The organism is Amycolatopsis umgeniensis (assembly GCF_014205155.1).
In the GTDB taxonomy this organism is placed as follows: Bacteria; Actinomycetota; Actinomycetes; order Mycobacteriales; family Pseudonocardiaceae; genus Amycolatopsis; species Amycolatopsis umgeniensis.
In genome coordinates, this window is record NZ_JACHMX010000001.1 from 3453251 (window position 1) to 3471939 (window position 18689).

An 18689-nucleotide genomic window follows, 5' to 3' on the forward strand; every position below is an offset into this window, starting at 1 on the left:
TTTCACCAGTTAATACATGGCGGAGGCTAAGGTCGTGGGGCATCCTGGAAAGGTCCGCCGCCATGAGATGGGTATCCGCATGCCTGCCAAGCGCACCACCGTCCGTGACCTGCGGCGGCACAACCGTTCCCTCCTGCTGTCGAAACTCTACTTCGACGGCCCGCTCAGCCGCCACGAATTGAGCGGTCTGACCGGATTGAGCGCCGCGACCGTCAGCAACGTGACCGCCGAGCTCGGCGAAGAACGCCTCATCACCGAAGCCGGACTGGTCGAATCCGACGGCGGCAGGCCGCGCGTCCTGCTCCGCGTGGACCCGGCGTACGGCCATGTCGCCGGCGTGGACATCGGCGAGACCGGGGTGAAGGTCGAACTGTTCGACCTCACCATGAACCGGCTCGCCACCGTCGAGCATCCGCTCGCCTCACCCCGGCCGGACGCGGCGTCGGCCGTCACCCAGGTGGCGTCCGGACTCCGGGAAGTGATCACGGAATCGGGTATCGACGAAACGACCGTGCTCGGTGTGGGTGTCGGCGTTCCCGGCACGGTCGAACAAGGCTCTGCCGGAAAGGGCGGGGCGCTCCGCGTGCACGCGCCCACCATCGGCTGGAAAGAGGTCCCGCTCACCGATCTCCTGCGCGCGGAGGGCGTCGAGCTGCCGTTGTTCGTCGACAACGGCGCGAAAACCCAGGGCCAGGGGGAAATGTGGTTCGGCGCCGGTCGCGGCGCCCGGCATGCGGTGATCGTCCTGATCGGCTCGGGGGTCGGCGCGGCCGTGGTCACCGACGGCACCACGTACCGGGGCTCCACCAGCAGCGCGGGCGAATGGGGCCACACCACGATCGTCTACGGCGGACAGGACTGCCGCTGCGGATCACGCGGCTGCTTGGAGTCCTACGTCGGCGCCGAGGGCGTCCTCGCGCGCTATCGCAAGGCGCGCGGCGGGAAGACCACTTCGGGCGAGGACGAGCAGACGCAGTTCGCCGCACTGCTGGAATCCGCGGGCAAATCCAAAGCCGCCGCCAAGGTCCTGGAAGAGACGGCGGGTTACCTCGGCGCCGGGATCGGCAACCTGATCAACCTGTTCAATCCGGAGCGGATCGTGCTGGGCGGCTGGGCCGGGCTGGCGCTCGGCGAGGAGTACCTGCCCGAGATCCGGCGAGTGGCCGGCGAGCACGCGCTCGCGCACGTGTTCGACCAGACCGAGATCGAACTCGGGCAGCTCGGGCCGGACGCCGTCGCCATAGGAGCCGCCACCCTCCCTGTCGCCGCCCTGCTGGACCAGGGCGCGGACCCGCGGACGGCCGGGTCCAAACGAGGGACCGCCGCCTGAGCCTTAATTCGGGGTCAAAAAATACGTCACCGGACATCTTGTCGCAGTGGTAGAGACCATGCATACTTTGTTGCCAGGCACAACAAAGTAGTTCTGCCAGCGCTTTCCGTTCTCCCGCGCGTCCCTGCCGCGTGGGGTCCCCAACGGTCAGAGAGGCGACAACGATGTCCATCTCATCCCGCTTTCGCTGGGCCGCGCTCCTAGCCGCCGGCGTTCTTCTCGGCTCACTTCCGGCCACGGCCCAGGCCCCTGCCTCCGAAGCCGCGGTCCTGGCCGCGACCTTCACCGACGATTTCAACGGGCCCGCGGGCGCGGGCATCGACACCTCGAAGTGGCACTTCGAGACCGGTGACAACGTGAACAACCACGAGCGGCAGTGGTACACGTCCGGGACGAACAACGCGGCGCTCGACGGCCAGGGCAACCTGGTCATCACCGCGAAGAAGGAGAACCCGGGCAACTACAACTGCTGGTACGGGCGGTGCGAGTACACCTCGGCCCGCTTGTCCACGCAGGGCCAGTTCACCCAGACCTACGGCCGGTTCGAAGCCCGGATGAAACTGCCGCGCGGGCAAGGGATGTGGCCCGCGTTCTGGATGCTCGGCGCCGACATCGGCAACGTCGGCTGGCCCAACAGCGGCGAGATCGACATCATGGAGAACGTCGGCTTCGAGCCGAACACGGTGCACGGCACCCTCCACGGCCCCGGCTACTCCGGCGCAGGCGGGATCGGCGCGGGCTACAACGGCCCGAACTTCTCCGACGACTTCCACACCTACGCCGTCGACTGGGCGCCGAACCAGATCAAGTGGTACGTGGACGGGAACCTCTACCAGACCCGCACGCCCGCCGACCTCAACGGCAACCGCTGGGTGTTCGACCACCCCTTCTACCTGATCCTGAACCTCGCCGTCGGCGGCTACTGGCCGGGTGACCCGAACTCCAGCACCGTCTTCCCGCAGCGCCTCGTCGTCGACTACGTGCACGTCAACTCCAGCAACACGGCCGGGAACACCGGGCGGATCACCGGCATCGGCGGGAAATGCGTCGACGTCGCCGCCGCGAACAGCTCCGACGGCACGCCGATCCAGATCACCGACTGCAACGGCAACGCCGCGCAGAACTGGACCGTCGGGAGTGACGGCACGATCCGCGCGCTGGGCAAGTGCCTGGACGTCTCCGGCGGCGGGACCGCGGACGGGACGGCAGTGCAACTGTGGGGCTGCAACGGATCCGGCGCGCAGAAGTGGGCGATCAGCGGCGCGCGTGACATCGTGAACCCGCAGGCGAACAAGTGTCTCGACGCCACCGGGAACAGCTCCGCGAACGGCACCAGGCTCCAGATCTGGACCTGCGGCGGCGGCGCGAACCAGAAGTGGACCACGCCGTGAGAAAGCCGCCGCTGCTCGTCGCGACGGTGATCGCGGCGGCCACCCTCGCCGCGGCCACCCTCACCGCGACAAAGGCCGAGGCCGCCGGTGAAGCCGTCAACATCTGGCTCACCACGACCAACGACTCGCGTGGCGTGAACGTCACGCGCGGTCTTCAGCAGCAGTCGCCCGTGAACTTCGCCGCGGGCACCGGGACGGGCCAGCAGACCATCACCGTCGACGAGAACACCACGTACCAGCAGTTCGAGGGTGCGGGCGCGTCGTTCACCGACACCGCCGCGTGGCTGATGAAGGGCAGTGGCGCGCTGTCGCAGGCGACTCGCGACGAGACCATGCGGAAGCTGTTCGACCCGGTCGCGGGCATCGGCGTCACCTTCATCCGCAATCCGCTCGGCTCCTCGGATCTGGCGCGGTTCAGCTACTCGTTCGACGATCTCCCCGCCGGGCAGACCGATCCGAACCTGGCGAAGTTCTCCATCGACCACGATCTCGACAGCATCCTGCCGCTGACCAAACAGGCGCGGGAGATCAATCCGGCGACCAAGGTGATGGCGTCGCCGTGGAGCGCGCCGCCGTGGATGAAGGACAACGGCGACTTCAAGCTGGGCTGGCTGAAGGCCGAGAACTATCCGACGTACGCCCAGTATTTCGTCAAGTACATTCAGGCGTACCAGGCACAAGGCGTCCCGATCCACTACGTGTCGGTGCAGAACGAGCCGACGTGCTGTGCGAGCTATCCGTCGATGAACTGGAACGGCTCCGGGCTCCAGTACTTCACGAAGACCAATCTGCTGCCCGCTTTGAAGGGCGCAGGTCTGTCCACAAAGGTCCTCGCGCTGGACTGGAACTGGGACAAGTACGCGGAGTTCGGCGCGCCGACGATGGACGACGCGGCGATCCGGAACGATCCGAACTTCGGCGGGATGGCGTGGCACGGCTACGGCGGCAATGTCGCCCAGCAGACCACGGTGCACGACCAGTACCCGAACGTGCCCGCGTACAGCACGGAGCATTCCGGCGGGACCTGGGTGAGCCATCAGCAGGCCGAGGACATGGCCAACATCGTCGACTACACCCGGAACTGGAGCAAGAGCTTCATCAAATGGAGCCTCGCCCTCGACCAGAACAAGGGTCCGCACAACGGCGGCTGCGACACCTGCACCGGGCTGATCACCGTCCACAATGGAGACTCACGGCACGGGCAGGTGGATTACACCGTCGAGTACTACACGATGGGGCACCTGACGAAGTTCGTGAAACCGGGCGCGTACCGGATCTCCACCAACGACAACTCCGCGGTGCGGAACGTCGCGTGGAAGAACCCGGACGGGTCGAAGGCGCTGATCGCGTACAACACCAGCGGCGCGAGCCAGAACGTGCGCGTCAACTGGGGCGGGCAGTCGTTCAGTTACGCACTACCCGCGTCGACGTCGGCGACGTTCACCTGGTCGGGGACGCAGTCGGGCGGCGGTGTCCGCACCGGCGCGATCACCGGGCTGGGCGGTAAATGCGTCGACGTCGCCGGGGCGAACAGCGCCAACGGGACGGCGGTGCAGCTGTACGACTGCAACGGTTCGGCCGCGCAGCAGTGGTCGTTCCAAGCCGACGGAACGGTGCGCTCACTGGGCAAATGCCTCGACGTCACCGGGATGTCCACGGCGGACGGCGCGCGGCTGCAACTCTGGGACTGTGCGGGCGGGGCGAATCAGCGATGGGCGGCCAACGCCGCCCGTGACCTGGTGAACTCCGGTTCCGGCAAATGCTTGGACGCCACCGGGAACTCCTCGGCCAACGGCACCCGCCTGCAGATCTGGTCCTGTACCGGCGCCGCCAACCAGAAGTGGACCACCCCCTAGACCCCGGCGTTTCGTCCTCTGAATGCGGTAGTTCGCACTCCGGACTACCGCATTCAGTCCTCTGAACGCGAGCCTTCCGTGAAGGCCTCCTTGCCTACCCTGAGGGTAGTGAGGGAGGCCTTCACTACGTCCGGTCGGGCGCTGTCGGCGATCAGGCGTGTCGCGAAAGCCACTTTCGGGACGTCTGATGTCCCGAAAGTGGCTTTCGCGACACCTGGGCGGCGGTGAGGCGGTGAGGCGGGAGTGGGAGTGGGTCGTCACGCGAAGCCGCGGGCAGCCGTTGCGAAAGCCACTTTCGCAACCTTCACCGCTGCGAACGCCACTTTCGCAACACCCCTGTCCCGCCCACGCATTCAGTCCTCTGAATGCGGCTGGGCGCGTTCGGCATAGGCCTCGACGAGCTGGTTTTCGGCGTCGGTGAGGTACTGCGCGAGGAGCGCTTCGGCGCCGACGCCGTCGCCGGCCTCGATGCGCTCGAGGATCTCCGCGTTGCGCTTGAGGTACGGCTCGTGGAAGCGCCGCGGGTCGGCCATCATGTGGAAGACCAGCCGCAGTTCGGCGAAGATGCCGCGCATCAGCTCGTCGATCCGTTCACTGCCACCGAGTTCCGCGACCGCCGAATGGAACCGGATGTTCGCGGTGCCGAGATCCTGCCAGCGCTCACTCCGTTCGGCGAGCCTGCCGTCCTCGACCATGCGCGCGAGCTTCGCGAACGTCGGCGGCTTCTCCGTGACAGCGCGGACCGCCGAGCACTCGACCACCTTGCGCACCTTGTAGAGATCGACGACGTCCTCGATCGACAGCACCCGAACGAAGACGCCGCGGTTGAGCTCGTGGGTCAGCAGCCGCTCGTGTGTGAGCAGCCGGAAAGCCTCACGCAGCGTGTTGCGGGAGACGCCGAGCGCCGAGCCGATGTCGTGTTCCGACAGCCGTACGCCGGGCAGGAAGAAGCCCTCGGCGATGCGCGTGCGCAGGACACCCGCCACCCGCTCGGCGGTGCTGGTGCGGCTGATCATGCCTCGGTCCGCTTCGAGTCCTTGCACCGAAGAAGGACCACCCTCCGCAATCGTCACGTGACCGATCCTACCTACGCACAAGAGGCCAAGCCAAGGATCCTCTTGTGGAATTGTTGAACAATACCTACAGTGGCTATCCATGTGACCCGTGCCACGATGAGCTTCACCCTCTGGAGGTGCCGATGACCGCGACAGCCACTACCGAAGACACACGTCCCTTCGCCTGGTTCCGCACGCTCGGTTCGCGAGGCCGCAGGGCCTTCGTCGGCGCGTTCGGCGGGTACGGGCTCGACTCGTTCGACTACCAGACCCTGCCGCTGGGCCTGGCCGCGATCACCGCGTACTACGGCCTTTCCGGCGGTGAGGCGGGCCTGCTCGGCACGACGACGCTGGTGGTTTCGGCGATCGGCGGCATCGGCGCGGGCATCCTCGCCGACCGCATCGGCCGCGTGCGCACCCTCCAGATCACCATCGCGATGTACACGGTCTTCACCGTGCTCTGCGGATTCGCGCCGAACTTCGAAACGCTCCTGGTCTTCCGCGCCCTGCAGGGTCTCGGGTTCGGCGGCGAGTGGGCCGCCGGCGCCGCGTTGGTGGCCGAGTACTCGCAGGCGAAATATCGCGGCCGCACGGTCGCTTTCGTCCAGAGCGCCTGGGCTGTCGGCTGGGCACTGTCGGTCGTCGTCTACACGGTGGTCTTCAGCATTTGGAGCCCGGACATCGCGTGGCGCGTCATGTTCTGGACCGGTGTCATCCCGGCGCTGCTGGTGCTGTGGGTCCGGCGGAACGTCCAGGACGCGCCCGTCGCGCAGGCCGCCCGCGCGGCCAAGAAGGAACGCGGTTCGTTCAAGGGCATCTTCAAGCCGGACCTGCTGCGCACGACGTTCTTCGCCGCGCTGCTCGCCACCGGTGTCCAGGGCGGTTACTACACGCTCGCGACCTGGCTGCCGAGCTATCTGAAGACCACCCGCGGACTCACCGTCATCGGAACAGGCGGCTATCTCGCTTTCCTGATCTCCGGCGCTTTCATCGGCTACATCACCGGCGGCTATCTCACGGATATCTTGGGGCGCAAGAAAACCTTCCTGCTGTTCTCGGTGCTGTCGGCGGGCCTCATCATCGCCTACACGCAGATCCCGGCGGGCGCGAACACACTCGTGCTGTTCCTCGGCTTCCCGCTCGGGTTCTCGATGTCCGCGATCTTCAGCGGATTCGGCGCGTTCCTCGCCGAGCTGTATCCGTCGGCGCTTCGCGGGACAGGGCAGGGCTTCACCTACAACCTCGGCCGGGCCATCGGCGCGACCTTCCCCGCCGTGGTCGGTTTCCTCGGCGCGGGCGGCGCGATGGTGTTCGGCGCGGTCGGCTACGGAATCGCCGTACTGGCGCTGCTCGGTCTCCCCGAGACTCGCGGCCGCGAACTCCTGTGAGGACAATCGGAAGAGGAGGCACCGCGATGACCACCTTCGACGAACCGGCGACCTTGTCGCCAGGAGAGGCCCGCGCCCTGTTCCGCGCGGGCACGGCCCGCCCGACCACCGGCTGGGCGAACGGGTTCACCCAGACCAACCTGATCGCCGTCCCCGAGGACTGGGCCTACGACGTCCTGCTGTTCTGCCAGCGGAACCCTCAGCCCTGTCCGGTACTCGATGTCAGCGATCCCGGCGACCCGTCGACGCGGCTCGCGCCCGGCGCGGATCTGCGCACCGACCTGCCGCGCTACCGCGTCTGGCAGAACGGCGCGCTGGCGGGCGAGCTCTCCGACGCGAGCGGATTGTGGCGCAGCGACATGGTCGCGTTCTCGATCGGCTGCAGCTTCACCTTCGAATCTGCGCTGGCCGCGGAGGGCATCCCGCTGCGGCACGTCGACCAGGGCCGCAACGTGGCGATGTACCTGACGAACCGCGAATGCGTCCCGGCCGGACGGCTGCACGGGCCGATGGTGGTCTCGATGCGGCAAATCCCCGAGGACCGCGTCGACGACGCTGTGCGCATCACCCGCGGGATGCCCGCCGTGCACGGGGCGCCCGTGCACATCGGCGACCCGGCCGCGCTCGGCATCGACGATCTCGGCAAACCCGATTTCGGGGACCCGGTCGACGCGGAACCCGGTGACGTGCCGGTGTTCTGGGCGTGCGGCGTGACCCCGCAGGCGGCGCTGATGGCCTCGCGGCCGCCGTTCGCGGTCACGCACGCGCCGGGCTACATGTTCGTGACCGACAAACTCGACAGTGAGTTCAGGGTGGCCTGATGGATCTCAACAGTGACCTCGGCGAGGGCTTCGGAGCCTGGAAGATGGGCGACGACGACGCCATGCTCGACATCGTCACCAGCGCGAACGTCGCTTGCGGCTTCCACGCCGGTGACCCGTCGGTGATGCGGCGCGTCTGCGAACGCGCGGCGGAACGCGGCGTCGTCATCGGCGCCCACGTCGCCTACCGGGATCTGGCCGGATTCGGGCGGCGGGCGATGGACGTCGCCCCCGCCGATCTGGCCGACGACGTGCTCTACCAGATCGGCGCGCTCGACGTGTTCGCCAAGGCGGCGGGCACCCGGGTGCGGTACGTCAAACCGCACGGGGCGTTGTACAACACGGCCGCGGTGGATCCGGAGCAGGCGGCCGCGGTGGTCGAGGGGATCCGCCGGTTCCACCCCGCGCTCGCGCTGCTGTGCCCGCCGGGGTCGGAAATGGCCGAGCAGGCCGAAAAAGCCGGGCTCCCCGCGTATGCCGAGGCCTTCGCGGACCGCGCGTACACGCCCGAAGGCCTTCTGGTCTCCCGGAAACTGCCGGGCGCCGTGCTCCACGACGCGGACGAGGTGGCCGACAGGGCGGTCACGATGGCGACCACCGGCAAGGTCGTCACCGCCGACGGAACCGAACTGGCAATCCGGCCGCATTCGCTCTGCGTGCACGGCGACACACCCGGCGCGGTCGAACTGGCGCAACGCATCCGCGCGGGGCTCGGCGCGTCCGGTGTCCACATCGGATCGTTCCTCGAGGCCGCGTGATGCGGGTTCTGCCCTATGGGGCGCGTGCGGCCATGGTCGACTTCGACGATCCGTCGGAGGTGCTCGGACTGCAGGCGTCACTTGAGCAGGACCCGCCGGACGGCGTCGTCGAACTCGTCCCGGCCGCGCGGACCCTGCTCATCCGGTTCGACCCGGGCCGAACCCACCACGACAGGCTCGCGGGCGACGTCCTCGATCGGTCCACAGTGGACGTCGCACCACGCGAGTCCGCCGAGATCGTCGTCCCGGTCCGCTACGACGGCCCGGACCTCGCCGACGTCGCGGCCGCCGCCGGCCTGTCGATGGAAGCGGTCGTCAGGCGACACGAGGACGGCACCTACGTCTCGGCTTTCTGCGGCTTCGCCCCGGGTTTCGCCTACCTGACCGGACTCGACCCCGCCCTGCACCTGCCGCGCCGGACGAGCCCGCGCACCCGGGTGCCCGCCGGATCGGTCGCGATCGCGGGCGAGTACACGGCGGTGTACCCGAACGCCTCGCCCGGCGGCTGGCAGCTGATCGGCCGGACCACGCTGCCGGTGTGGGACGTCGACCGGGAGCCGCCGAACCTGCTCGCACCCGGTACGAGGATCCGGTTCACTTCATGACCGCGAAGATCGAAGTGGTCCGACCCGGGGTTTTCGCCACCGTGCAGGATCTCGGGCGCCCGGGACTGGCCGCGATCGGCGTCGGCCGATCCGGCGCCGCCGACCGCGGTGCGCTGCGGCTGGCGAACCGGCTGGTCGGGAACCCCGAAGGCAACGCCGCCCTGGAAAGCGTCCTGGGCGGCCTCGTCCTGCGATTCCCGGCCCCGGCGACCGTCGCCGTCACCGGTGCGCCCTGCTCGATCACCGTCGGCGGCCGCGCTTTCGGCCCCGGCTCGCCGATCCTTCTCCGTGCTGGTGAAGACCTCGTGCTCGGCATGGCCTCCCGGGGTTTGCGGTGCTACGTCGCCGTGCGCGGCGGCATCGACGTCCCGCCCGTGCTGGGCGCCCGGGCGACAGACACCCTCGGCAAACTCGGCCCGCCCGCGCTTTCGGCCGGGATGACCTTGCCGGTGGGACAACGGGTGCTGCCCCATCCCGGCGTGGATCTCGCACCCCGCACCCCCTTGCCCGAGGTGCCCATTCTGCGGGTCACTCCCGGCCCCCGGGTCTCTTGGTTCACACCCGGCGCACTGTCCACTTTGGTCTCTTCCGGCTACGTCGCCACCGCCGATGTCGATCGGGTGGGTGTGCGCCTCGAGGGGCCCACGTTGTCGCGGGCGCGCGGCGGCGAGTTGCCACCCGAGGCCGCGGTGCCCGGCGCGTTGCAGGTTCCTCCTTCTGGACAGCCGATCCTGTTCCTCGCCGACCATCCGGTGACCGGGGGCTACCCGGTGATCGCGGTGGTGGAGGAGGCGGATCTGGACCTGGCCGCGCAGGTGCGGCCGGGGCAGTGGGTGCGATTCCGGCTCGCTTGAGATCCCTGACGCCGACCGTGTGACCGGTCCACTCACTCACGAAAGTCCCGAAACCCGCAAAGTGATGTTCAACCGCCCCACCAACCCCAGCCCGGGATCGGCCGTGCCCGGAAACACCCGGGGCACCCCGTGGAAAGCCAGCCGCGACTCCCCGCCGAACACGAACAGATCCCCCGACCGCAGATCCACATCCGTATAGGGCCGGCCGCGGTCCGACGTGTTCCCGAACCGGAAGACGCACGCGTCCCCCAGGCTCAGCGACACGACGGGTTCCAGCGAGGCCTCGTCCTTGTCCTGGTGCATCCCCATCTTCGTGGCGGAGTCGTAGAAGTTCACCAGCGCGATGTCCGGCTCGTACGACGGAGACCCGACGGCCCGCCGTCCGAGGTCGCCCAGCCAGCCAGGGAACGGGAGCACCGGGGAGCCGTCGTCGGTCACCTTCGAATACCGGTACGGGTACCAGTGCCAGCCGAGACAGACCGTCCGCACCGACATGACGCCGCCGTTCGGCAGCCGTGTCTGCCGGTAGCCGCGCCAGCCTCGGCAGGCTTCGACCAGCCGGCGTTGCTCGTCGAAGTCGAGCCAGTCCGGCACATGTACGGCACCGGGCGCGACTTCGGCGCGCGGGCGAGGGATCAGCGCGTCCACACGTCGAGTTTGCCAGGGCGCGCGCCGATGATCCGGTGGCCCCGCACCAGGACGCCGGCCGCGGTGAACCATCGCAGCACGCGGTGGACGAAATGCGGCTGAGACGGGGCGGCCCTGACTGTCACGGCGGAGAAGCTGCCATAACGAGCCACGAGAAGCCACCTTTCGGACTACTCCGATCGGCCGGTTGACCACACCGCGAACACCCGGTTACAGCGCGAGTTCGACGACCGTCACCCCGGCCTGGGCGGGCACCGGGTCGTTCATCGCCGTCAGCACGGCGGGGACGTCGTCGAGGCCGACCCGCTTGCCGATCATGGCCTCGAGGTCGATTCCGGCGGTCTCCACCACCCGCAGCATCTCGGGGTACTCATGCGCTTGCAGTCCGTGGATGCCGACGATCTCCAGCTCCCCGCCGATCACGCGGTGCATCGGGATCGGCGCGATGCCCTGCGCGGGCGGCATCAGTCCGGCTTGGACGTGCCGTCCCCGTTTCCGGAGGCTGCCGATCGAGGCCGCGCAGGTGGACGGCGAGCCGAGGCAGTCGAGGGAGACGTGTGCGCCGCCGCCGGTCAGCTCCCGGACATGGAGGGCGACGGCTTCGTGCCCGTCGAAAGCGGAAGGATCGACGGCCGAAACAGCCCCCATCCGCGTGGCCAGCGCCCTCGCCCCCGGGGAGGGGTCGACGGCGACGACCGACGCACCGGCCGCGACGGCCAGCAGGATCGCCGAGACGCCGACACCGCCGCAGCCGTAGACCGCGACCCACTGACCGGGCCGGACGCCGCCTTGGCGCAGCACCGCCCGGAACGCCGTCCCGAAGCGGCAGCCCAGCGCCGCGGCCTCGGCCGACGAAAGCGAGTCCGGCAGCGACACGAGGTTGACCTGGGCGTTTTCGATGGCGACGTACTCCGCGAACGAGCCCCAGTGGGTCGCGCCCGGCTGGAACTCGCGGTCGCAGATCTGCTGGTCACCGGCCGCGCACTGGGCGCAGGTACCGCAGGCGCAGACGAACGGCACGGTCACCCGATCCCCGACAGACCAGCCGCGGACGCCCTCACCGAGCGTCGCGATCCGGCCCGCGAGTTCGTGCCCGGCGACGTGCGGCAGCTTGACCGACGTGTCGTGACCCTGCCAGGAGTGCCAGTCGCTGCGGCACACCCCGGTCGCGTCGACGGCGATCACCACCCCGCCCGGCGGCACGGACGGATCCGGCACCTCGCGTACCTCGGGCAGCACCCCGAACTCCTCGAAGACGACCGCCCGCACTCGTACTCCCTAGGTTCCCGTCTCCCGGCCTCGTTGCATCACCAGGCCCTCGCCGGGCACCGTACACCGGGTGGCCCGGCCGCGCGGCGGTCCCAGAAGCCGTGACAGGGATTCCGGCGGCACCCCGAGGATCTCCTCGAGATTCTTGAGCACCAGCAGGGATTCCGGCCGTTCCGGACGACAGCGCCCGGACTGCCAATGACTCAAGGTCGCCAGGCTGATCGAGCACCCCCGCCCTCGCAGCCGGTACCGGATCCGGTCGAGACCGAGACCCCTCGCCCTGATCGCCGCTCTGAGGGCGTCCGCGAAGGGCCCGGTCTCCAGCAGCCGCCTGAGTTCACGTCCTTCCGCCACCCCCCGGTCGATGGTGTGTGTCCGCTGACCGGTCATTGTCATCGCCTTCGTACGCTCGCTAGCCACCCGGAATAGCGCAGCCTAGGCGCGGGGACACATGATCGGAAGGGCCTTAGATCACCTATCCGACCGGCATGTGGGTGACGTGCCGAAAAGCCGAATTATGCAGGGACGTAGGGAAAATTCCCACCGAGCGACCCGGCCGAAACGCGTCCACAGTGGACACGGGGGGTCAGCGCAGCGCGACCGACAGCGCCTGCGCGATCTCCTTGCCGATCGCGTGTGTCGCCGCGTCCGGCGGCGAGCCGACCTTGACCACCATCGGCCCGCCGAACGGCTGGCGCTCGACGACTTCGATCCGCTCGCCGAGGCCGATGGAGTGCTCGGTGAGGTAGCGCAGGAGCTCCGGATCGGTGTCCCAGACGCGCACGATCTCGCCGACCGCGCCGGGCGGGAGGTCGTCGAGGATGCGCATCGGCATCTCCTCCACGCTGCCGTCCGGGGCGGGGATGGGGTCGCCGTGCGGGTCTCGCACCGGGTTGCCGAGCTTCGCGGCTATCCGCTCGACGAGCCTGTCCGAAACCGCGTGCTCGAGCGCGTCGGCCTCGGCGTGCACCTCGTCCCAGGTGAAGCCGAGTTCGGACACCAGGTACGTCTCGATCAGCCGGTGACGGCGCAGCACCGAGCGGGCGAGCGACCTGCCTTCCGTGGTCAGCTCGATCCCGCGGTACGGGACGTGCGCGACCAGCCCGAGCTGGGACAGCTTGGTGACCATGCCGGACGCCGAAGACGGGCTGACCTCCAGCCGCCCGGCCAGCGAAGTGTTGGTGACGGCCTCGCCGCGTTCCACCAGCCCGTAGATCACCCGGACGTAGTCCTCCACGGACGACGACCTGCGAGTTGCCCCTTCACCCATGGACGTGAGTTTACGGCTTGCCGCTTGGCCGCGGCTCACCCAGCGTGCGGCCGCCAGCGGTACCGGATCCAGCCGGGGACGGGGTCTGCGCCGAGCTGGGCGTAGAACGCCTCACCCTTCTCGTTGCCCTCCTGCATGTCCCACTCGACCCGGCCCGGTGTCCGCGCGCTCAACTCGTCGAGCAGCTCCCGGCCGAGACCGAAGCGGCGGTGCTCGGGGCGGACGAAGAGGTCGTCGAGCCAGATCCCCGGCCGGGCCTCCCAGGTGGAGAAGTTCCAGCTGCAGAAGGCGAAGCCCGCGACCTCGGCCGGCTCGTCCGGCGGTGTGGCGAGGAGCACCCACGCCTTCGGATCGGGGCCGAAGAGGAACCCGGCCATCTCCCGGCGGTCGAGCTTCAGATCGTGTTTGTCCTCGTAGACCGCGTGCTCCTCGATGAGCGCGCAGATCTCCTCGATGTCGTCCGCGACGGCGTCCCGTACCGGCATCAGTCTCAGCTCCGTTCGTAGACGAGGTCGCCGCCGACGGCGGTCGCGGCGACGTGGATCGAATCCAAAGTGGATTCGTCGGTCGGGTCGGCCGAGAGGACCGCGAAGTCCGCGAGTTTGCCGGGCAGCAGCGTGCCCAGGTCCTTCTCGGCGAAAGCGGCGTACGCGGAGCCGTAGGTGTAGGCGCGCAAGGCCTCGGCCGGGGTCAGCCGCTCTTCGGGGCCGAGGAGGACGCCGGAGGCGGTCTTCCGCCGCACCATGTCGGCCAGCGCGAGCAGCGGCGCGCCTTCGACGACCGGGCGGTCCGAGCTGGCGGGGAGCACGCATCCCGCGTCGAGCAGGCTCTTGAGCCGGTAGCACCACGGTTCGCGCTCGGGGCCGAGCGCGGCCCGCATCCCGTCGCCGATCTCGTTGACGAACCGGCCCTGCGGCGAGGCGATCAGCCCCAGCGACGCCAGCCGCTGCAACTCCTCGGGCCGCAGCACCGCGCAGTGCTCGATGCGGTGCCGGTGATCGGGACGCGGATCCGCCTTCAGGGCGGCTTCGTAGGCGTCGAGGACGACGGTGATCGCGCGGTCACCGATCGCGTGCGTCGCGATCTGCCAGCCCGCCTTGTGTGCGGCGGCGATCGTCCGCGCGATCTCGTCCTCGGGCACCTGGAAGTAGCCGACGTTGTCCGGTTCCCCGGCGAACGGCTCGTGCATCGCGCAGGTCCGGCCGATCAGCGAACCGTCGGCGAACAGCTTCATCGCGCCGAGCCGCAGCCATTCGTCGCCGAAACCGGTGCGCATCCCCAGGTCCAGACCGAAGCCCGCACCGGCATCGAGGTCGTGCAGCACGCTCGCCGCGACCATCACCGTGCTCCGCACCCGCAGCACCCCGCGGTCGCGGGCCAGCTGGTACGCGGCGAGTTCGGCGGGCGTCTCCCCCACGAGGCCTCCGCCGATCCCGGCCTCCTGGACGCTCGTGATGCCCTCGGCCAGATACCGCTCGCTCGCCCTGTCCAGCCCTCGCACGACCCTCTCGATCGGCGTCGGGTACGTCAGCGGCCGCAGCAGGAGCTGGGCCTGTTCCCGCAGCAGCCCGGTCGGCGAACCGTCCCCGTCGCGGACGACGTCGCCGCCCACCGGCACGTTCGCCAGGTCCAGCCGCTCCAGCACGGCGGAGTTGACCACGGTCATATGCCCGGACGTGTGCTTGAGCCGCACGAGCAGCCCGGGAGCGGCGCGATCGAGCCCTTGCCTCGTCGGATGGCCGCCGACGAGCTTGTTCTGGTCGTAGCCGCTGCCGATGATCCAGCCGCCCGGCGGCGTCTCGGCCGCGCGCCGCGCGACGGCGTCGTACACCTCGTCCACGCTGCGGCAATCCGAGAGCGCGACGTCGTCCAGCGCCATGCCGAACCAGGCCATGTGGTTGTGCGCGTCGTGGAACCCGGGCACCACCACCGAGCCACCCAGATCGACGCGGCGTTGTGCGGAAAGTGCAGCCGCATCGGCACCGATGGCGACAATCCGCCCGTTCAGCACCGCCAAGGCTTCGGATTCCGCCACTCCGGTGAGGAACCGGGCGTTCTCGTAGACCGTGTCGACCCGCATGAATCCGACCCTATCGATCGATCGATCGGTCGTCTAGGCTCGACGTCATGAGCACCGTGGACTACGCACTCGACGACGGCATCTGCGTGATCTGGCTGAACCGCCCCGAACGCCTGAACGCGGTGGTCGCCGAACTGGTCGACGACCTGCTGGAAGCCCTCGACGCGGCCGCGAAGTCGGACGCGCGGGCGGTCGTGCTCGCCGGCCGGGGGCGCGCGTTCTGCGCGGGTCACGATCTCAAGGAGCCCACCCCTGAGGGGGATTCACGCCCGCGACTCGACCGGCTACAGGACGTCACCCGCCGGCTGCGCGGGCTCCGCCAGCCCGTCATCGCCGCCGTCCACGGGTACGCGATCGGCGCGGGAGCCGAGTTCGCGATGGGCTGCGACCTGATCCTCGCCGCCGAAGACGCGGTGTTCGCCTTCCCCGAGGTCTCGCTGGGGCTGAGCGTCACGGGTGCGGCGTCGCGGCTGCTGCCGCTGCTGGTCGGCCCGCTCAAGGCCAAGGAGCTCCTGCTGCTGGGCGAACGCGTGAGCGGCGCCAAGGCGCACGAACTCGGCCTGGTCAACGCCGCCCTGCCCGCCGACGACCTGATGGACACCGCGCTCGACTGGGCGGCCAGGATCGCCGCCCATCCGGCCGCCGCGGCCACGATGGCCAAACGCGCCCTCGATTCCGGCATCGACAGCTCACTCGACGCCGCGCTCGAACTCGAGGTCAGCCACGCGCTGATCACCGAACACTCCGCCGCCGTCCTCGCGTCGGCCGAAGCGTTCCGGAGCCGGACATGACCTCGCTCGCCGGGATCGACACCCTCCTCGGGCTGACCAGCCGGGCCGCCGGGCTCTGGCCGGACAAGACGGCGTGGATCTTCGACTCCACCGGCGAGAGCTTCTCGTTCGCCGAGGTCGACGCGCGCAGCACGGAGTTCGCCCACGCGCTGCTGGACCTCGGCGTGAAGCCGGGCGACAGGGTCGCGGTGATGCTGCGCAACCAGCCCGAATTCCCGTTGTTGTGGCTGGCCTTGGCCAAGATCGGCGGGGTACTCGTCCCGGTCAACACCGGCTATCGCGAATTCGACGGCGCCCACGTGCTCCGGCATTCCGGCGCCGAATTCGCCGTCGCGGCCGAAGAATTCCTGGAATTGCTGAACAAGATCGCGCCCGAGACTTCGCTGAAGCGAGTGCTGACGCCCGGAGAGCTCACCGGTTCCGGCGGCGAAACGAGCTTCGCGAGCGAGGGCGAACGCCCGGTCAACATCCAGTACACCTCCGGCACCACGGGCGCGCCGAAGGGCTGCGTTCTGCCGAACCGGTATTGGACGACCTTGGCGATCAGCCTGGCCACGGAGTTCCCCATGGTCGGCGCGGACGACGTCATCCTGACAGCGCAACCGTTCCACTACATCGATCCACAGTGGAACGTCGCACTGGGGCTCGCGGGCGGCGCGACGTTGGTGGTGCTCGACCGCTTCCATCCGTCCACGTTCTGGGAGAAGGTCCGCGAACACGGCGTCACGTGGTTCTATTGCCTCGGCTTGATGCCCACGCTCCTGCTTCGCCAGCCGGAAAGCGAACTGGACAAGGCACATCAGGTCCGCGCGATCTGCGCGTCGGCCATCCCGCGAGACCTGCACGCCGCGCTCGAAGCGCGCTGGGAAACGCCCTGGTACGAGGCCTTCGGCATGACCGAAACCGGCGGCGACATCCGGATGTACCCGGCGGATCACGAGGAGACCGTCGGCACCGGCTGCCTCGGCAGGCCCGCCCCGACGCGCGAAGTGGTGATCGCGGACGCCGACGGCAAACCCCTGCCGCGCGGGGAAACCGGCGAGCTGCTGATCCGCGGGGTCGGCCTGATGCACGGCTACCACGAAGACGTCGAAGCGACCAGGCGCGCGTTCGACGGCGGCTGGTTCCACACCGGCGATCTGGCCACAATGGACGACGAGGGCCGCGTGTACTACGTGGGCCGCACCAAGGACATGATCCGCCGCAGCGGCGAGAACATCTCCGCCGACGAGGTCGAGCGGGCGCTGCAGCTGCATCCGGCCGTCGCGCTCGCCGCCGTCATCGCGGTGCCGGACGAACTCCGCGGCGAGGAGGTCAAGGCGTATCTGGTCCTCGACGAAAACGAGGGACACCAGTGCGAACCGGCCGAACTGGCGGAGTTCTGCTCGGCGAAACTGGCCTACTTCAAGGTTCCCCGGTTCTGGGCGTTCGCGAAGGAACTGCCGATGACGCCGTCGGAACGGGTCGCCAAGGGCGAGCTGAAGAAGGCGGAAGACCTCCGCGCCGGTTCGTGGGACAGGACCACCGGAACATGGCTGTGAACACGCGTGACAGAGTTCGCCAGGCCGCGGTGAAACTGTTCGCCACCAAGGGTTTCCACGGCACCGGCATCCGGGACCTCGCCCAGGAGGCGGAGCTGTCGTCGGCCAGCCTGTACCACTACATGGGCACCAAAGAGGACCTGCTGGTCGCCATCATGAACGAGTCGCTGCGGCGCCTGCTCGACGCGGCCGAGCAGGCGACAGCCGGGCTCGCCGATCCCGTGTCGCGGCTCGGATCCCTGGTGGCGCTGCACGTCCTCGCGCACGCCATCCAGCCGGACGACACCCGCGTGGTGGACAACGAGGTGCACGCGCTCACCCCCGGCGCCAGGGCCGAAGTGGTGGCGCTGCGCGACGCCTACGAAAGACTGTGGGCGGACGCCATCGAAGACGGTGTCGCGGCCGGCGTCTTCCACACGGATCAGCCTTCGGTCACCAGGCTCGCACTGGTGGAGATGTGCAGCGGGGTCGCGCGCTGGTATTCGCCGTCGGGGCCGCTCACCCTGGATCAACTGGCCGCGCATTACGCGGAACTGGCGCTGCGGGCACTCGCCTGTGCACGTCATCTGGATGTCACGGCCTTGCAAAACTGCCGTGAAGTGGTCTCGGGAGTGTGGCGAGTGCCCGTTTAGCGGCGACTTTAGGCTCATACGCCTTGCTCAGACGGCTTCTCTGGGGGACGCTCGAAGGGTGACTGAGCAAACGATCCAACTCGAACTGGACGACTCGGGTCTCTCGCCGGCGTTGCCGGTGCCTTCGAACCCCCGTGATCAGGTGCAGGACGTCCCCTACCGCCCGGTGGGATTCCGCGACGACGACCTGCCCACGGCCCTCGAACGGTGCGCGACATGGCTACGCCAGGCTCAGGAGTGGCTCGGGGAACCGGTCGATGTGCTGGCCGTCCATCTCGACTATGACGACCGCCAGGGTTCGCCGTATTACGACGTGAAGCTTCTCTGCAACGAGGAGGACCTGGCCGGGGTCCCGATCGCGATGCGGGGCCAGAAGGAAGACTAGAGCCCGAAGTGATGA

Annotated in this window: 20 protein-coding genes; 12 read left to right on the forward strand and 8 right to left on the reverse strand. The window is 68.9% G+C overall.

Annotated elements, in window-relative coordinates; genetic code table 11:
- The first annotated feature begins 67 nt into the window (after positions 1 to 67).
- From HDA45_RS15865 to HDA45_RS15875, 3 genes are all read left to right on the forward strand, one after another.
- Positions 68 to 1330: an ROK family protein gene (locus HDA45_RS15865; protein WP_184905688.1), complete on the forward strand. Its 1263-nt coding sequence runs from the start codon at positions 68 to 70 to the stop codon at positions 1328 to 1330.
- A gap of 164 nt (positions 1331 to 1494) precedes the next feature.
- Positions 1495 to 2721, forward strand: coding sequence for a glycoside hydrolase family 16 protein (locus HDA45_RS15870; protein WP_184896044.1), 1227 nt, complete (start codon positions 1495 to 1497; stop codon positions 2719 to 2721).
- Positions 2718 to 4577 carry a ricin-type beta-trefoil lectin domain protein gene (locus tag HDA45_RS15875; protein WP_343072076.1) on the forward strand — a complete coding sequence of 620 codons (1860 nt, stop codon included), beginning with the start codon at positions 2718 to 2720 and terminating at the stop codon, positions 4575 to 4577. The genes HDA45_RS15870 and HDA45_RS15875 overlap by 4 nt, the downstream gene beginning before the upstream one ends.
- Positions 4578 to 4930: 353 nt before the next feature.
- Here HDA45_RS15875 and HDA45_RS15880 read toward each other — a convergent pair whose 3' ends face one another.
- Entirely contained in the window at positions 4931 to 5593 is a 663-nt protein-coding gene (locus HDA45_RS15880) for a GntR family transcriptional regulator (protein ID WP_184905692.1), read from the reverse strand.
- A 182-nt stretch (positions 5594 to 5775) separates the two neighbouring features.
- Between HDA45_RS15880 and HDA45_RS15885 the strand changes: the two genes are divergently transcribed.
- The 5 genes from HDA45_RS15885 to HDA45_RS15905 are packed head-to-tail and all read left to right on the forward strand — an operon-like array spanning position 5776 to position 10058.
- Positions 5776 to 7020, forward strand: a complete 1245-nt coding sequence (locus HDA45_RS15885) for an MFS transporter (RefSeq protein WP_184896046.1) — start codon at positions 5776 to 5778, stop codon at positions 7018 to 7020.
- A gap of 26 nt (positions 7021 to 7046) precedes the next feature.
- Positions 7047 to 7841, forward strand: a complete 795-nt coding sequence (locus tag HDA45_RS15890; protein WP_184896048.1) for a putative hydro-lyase — start codon at positions 7047 to 7049, stop codon at positions 7839 to 7841.
- Positions 7841 to 8599 (forward strand): LamB/YcsF family protein, encoded by a 759-nt coding sequence (locus HDA45_RS15895; RefSeq protein WP_184896050.1) that lies wholly within the window; start codon positions 7841 to 7843, stop codon positions 8597 to 8599. Before HDA45_RS15890 ends, HDA45_RS15895 begins: the two co-directional genes overlap by 1 nt.
- The gene (locus tag HDA45_RS15900; RefSeq protein ID WP_184896052.1) at positions 8599 to 9204 is read left to right on the forward strand and encodes a 5-oxoprolinase subunit B family protein; all 606 of its coding nucleotides are present in this window, start codon (positions 8599 to 8601) and stop codon (positions 9202 to 9204) included. The genes HDA45_RS15895 and HDA45_RS15900 overlap by 1 nt, the downstream gene beginning before the upstream one ends.
- Positions 9201 to 10058: a 5-oxoprolinase subunit C family protein gene (locus HDA45_RS15905; RefSeq protein ID WP_184896054.1), complete on the forward strand. Its 858-nt coding sequence runs from the start codon at positions 9201 to 9203 to the stop codon at positions 10056 to 10058. Before HDA45_RS15900 ends, HDA45_RS15905 begins: the two co-directional genes overlap by 4 nt.
- A gap of 36 nt (positions 10059 to 10094) precedes the next feature.
- Here HDA45_RS15905 and HDA45_RS15910 read toward each other — a convergent pair whose 3' ends face one another.
- The 7 genes from HDA45_RS15910 to HDA45_RS15940 all read right to left on the reverse strand — a co-directional run bounded on the left by HDA45_RS15910 (position 10095) and on the right by HDA45_RS15940 (position 15325).
- Complete coding sequence (locus HDA45_RS15910) at positions 10095 to 10706, reverse strand: alpha-ketoglutarate-dependent dioxygenase AlkB (RefSeq protein ID WP_184896056.1); 612 nt, start codon at positions 10704 to 10706, stop codon at positions 10095 to 10097.
- Positions 10694 to 10831: a hypothetical protein gene (locus HDA45_RS15915; protein WP_184906581.1), complete on the reverse strand. Its 138-nt coding sequence runs from the start codon at positions 10829 to 10831 to the stop codon at positions 10694 to 10696. Before HDA45_RS15915 ends, HDA45_RS15910 begins: the two co-directional genes overlap by 13 nt.
- 85 nt (positions 10832 to 10916) lie before the next feature.
- Complete coding sequence (locus HDA45_RS15920) at positions 10917 to 11975, reverse strand: alcohol dehydrogenase catalytic domain-containing protein (RefSeq protein ID WP_184896057.1); 1059 nt, start codon at positions 11973 to 11975, stop codon at positions 10917 to 10919.
- A 9-nt stretch (positions 11976 to 11984) separates the two neighbouring features.
- Entirely contained in the window at positions 11985 to 12371 is a 387-nt protein-coding gene (locus tag HDA45_RS15925; RefSeq protein ID WP_184905694.1) for a transcriptional regulator, read from the reverse strand.
- 190 nt (positions 12372 to 12561) lie between these two features.
- Entirely contained in the window at positions 12562 to 13245 is a 684-nt protein-coding gene (locus tag HDA45_RS15930) for a metal-dependent transcriptional regulator (RefSeq protein ID WP_184896059.1), read from the reverse strand.
- A gap of 35 nt (positions 13246 to 13280) precedes the next feature.
- Positions 13281 to 13730, reverse strand: coding sequence for a GNAT family N-acetyltransferase (locus tag HDA45_RS15935; RefSeq protein ID WP_184896061.1), 450 nt, complete (start codon positions 13728 to 13730; stop codon positions 13281 to 13283).
- A 5-nt stretch (positions 13731 to 13735) separates the two neighbouring features.
- Positions 13736 to 15325, reverse strand: a complete 1590-nt coding sequence (locus HDA45_RS15940; protein ID WP_184896063.1) for an amidohydrolase — start codon at positions 15323 to 15325, stop codon at positions 13736 to 13738.
- Positions 15326 to 15372: 47 nt separating this feature from the next.
- Between HDA45_RS15940 and HDA45_RS15945 the strand changes: the two genes are divergently transcribed.
- The 4 genes from HDA45_RS15945 to HDA45_RS15960 are packed head-to-tail and all read left to right on the forward strand — an operon-like array spanning position 15373 to position 18674.
- Entirely contained in the window at positions 15373 to 16116 is a 744-nt protein-coding gene (locus HDA45_RS15945) for an enoyl-CoA hydratase/isomerase family protein (RefSeq protein ID WP_184896065.1), read from the forward strand.
- Complete coding sequence (locus HDA45_RS15950; RefSeq protein WP_184896067.1) at positions 16113 to 17657, forward strand: AMP-binding protein; 1545 nt, start codon at positions 16113 to 16115, stop codon at positions 17655 to 17657. The genes HDA45_RS15945 and HDA45_RS15950 overlap by 4 nt, the downstream gene beginning before the upstream one ends.
- Entirely contained in the window at positions 17648 to 18289 is a 642-nt protein-coding gene (locus tag HDA45_RS15955) for a TetR/AcrR family transcriptional regulator (RefSeq protein ID WP_221471136.1), read from the forward strand. The genes HDA45_RS15950 and HDA45_RS15955 overlap by 10 nt, the downstream gene beginning before the upstream one ends.
- A gap of 58 nt (positions 18290 to 18347) precedes the next feature.
- Positions 18348 to 18674, forward strand: a complete 327-nt coding sequence (locus HDA45_RS15960; RefSeq protein ID WP_184896069.1) for a hypothetical protein — start codon at positions 18348 to 18350, stop codon at positions 18672 to 18674.
- The last annotated feature ends 15 nt before the right edge of the window (positions 18675 to 18689 follow it).

Coding starts and splice junctions, on each gene's coding strand:
- HDA45_RS15870 (WP_184896044.1), top strand. CDS start 1,495: ATGTCCATCTCATCCCGCTTTCGCTGGGCCGCGCTCCTAGCCGCCGGC.
- HDA45_RS15900 (WP_184896052.1), top strand. CDS start 8,599: ATGCGGGTTCTGCCCTATGGGGCGCGTGCGGCCATGGTCGACTTCGAC.
- HDA45_RS15880 (WP_184905692.1), bottom strand. CDS start 5,593: ATGATCAGCCGCACCAGCACCGCCGAGCGGGTGGCGGGTGTCCTGCGC.
- HDA45_RS15925 (WP_184905694.1), bottom strand. CDS start 12,371: ATGACAATGACCGGTCAGCGGACACACACCATCGACCGGGGGGTGGCG.
- HDA45_RS15865 (WP_184905688.1), top strand. CDS start 68: ATGGGTATCCGCATGCCTGCCAAGCGCACCACCGTCCGTGACCTGCGG.
- HDA45_RS15955 (WP_221471136.1), top strand. CDS start 17,648: ATGGCTGTGAACACGCGTGACAGAGTTCGCCAGGCCGCGGTGAAACTG.
- HDA45_RS15940 (WP_184896063.1), bottom strand. CDS start 15,325: ATGCGGGTCGACACGGTCTACGAGAACGCCCGGTTCCTCACCGGAGTG.
- HDA45_RS15945 (WP_184896065.1), top strand. CDS start 15,373: ATGAGCACCGTGGACTACGCACTCGACGACGGCATCTGCGTGATCTGG.
- HDA45_RS15905 (WP_184896054.1), top strand. CDS start 9,201: ATGACCGCGAAGATCGAAGTGGTCCGACCCGGGGTTTTCGCCACCGTG.
- HDA45_RS15890 (WP_184896048.1), top strand. CDS start 7,047: ATGACCACCTTCGACGAACCGGCGACCTTGTCGCCAGGAGAGGCCCGC.
- HDA45_RS15895 (WP_184896050.1), top strand. CDS start 7,841: ATGGATCTCAACAGTGACCTCGGCGAGGGCTTCGGAGCCTGGAAGATG.
- HDA45_RS15885 (WP_184896046.1), top strand. CDS start 5,776: ATGACCGCGACAGCCACTACCGAAGACACACGTCCCTTCGCCTGGTTC.
- HDA45_RS15935 (WP_184896061.1), bottom strand. CDS start 13,730: ATGCCGGTACGGGACGCCGTCGCGGACGACATCGAGGAGATCTGCGCG.
- HDA45_RS15950 (WP_184896067.1), top strand. CDS start 16,113: ATGACCTCGCTCGCCGGGATCGACACCCTCCTCGGGCTGACCAGCCGG.
- HDA45_RS15930 (WP_184896059.1), bottom strand. CDS start 13,245: ATGGGTGAAGGGGCAACTCGCAGGTCGTCGTCCGTGGAGGACTACGTC.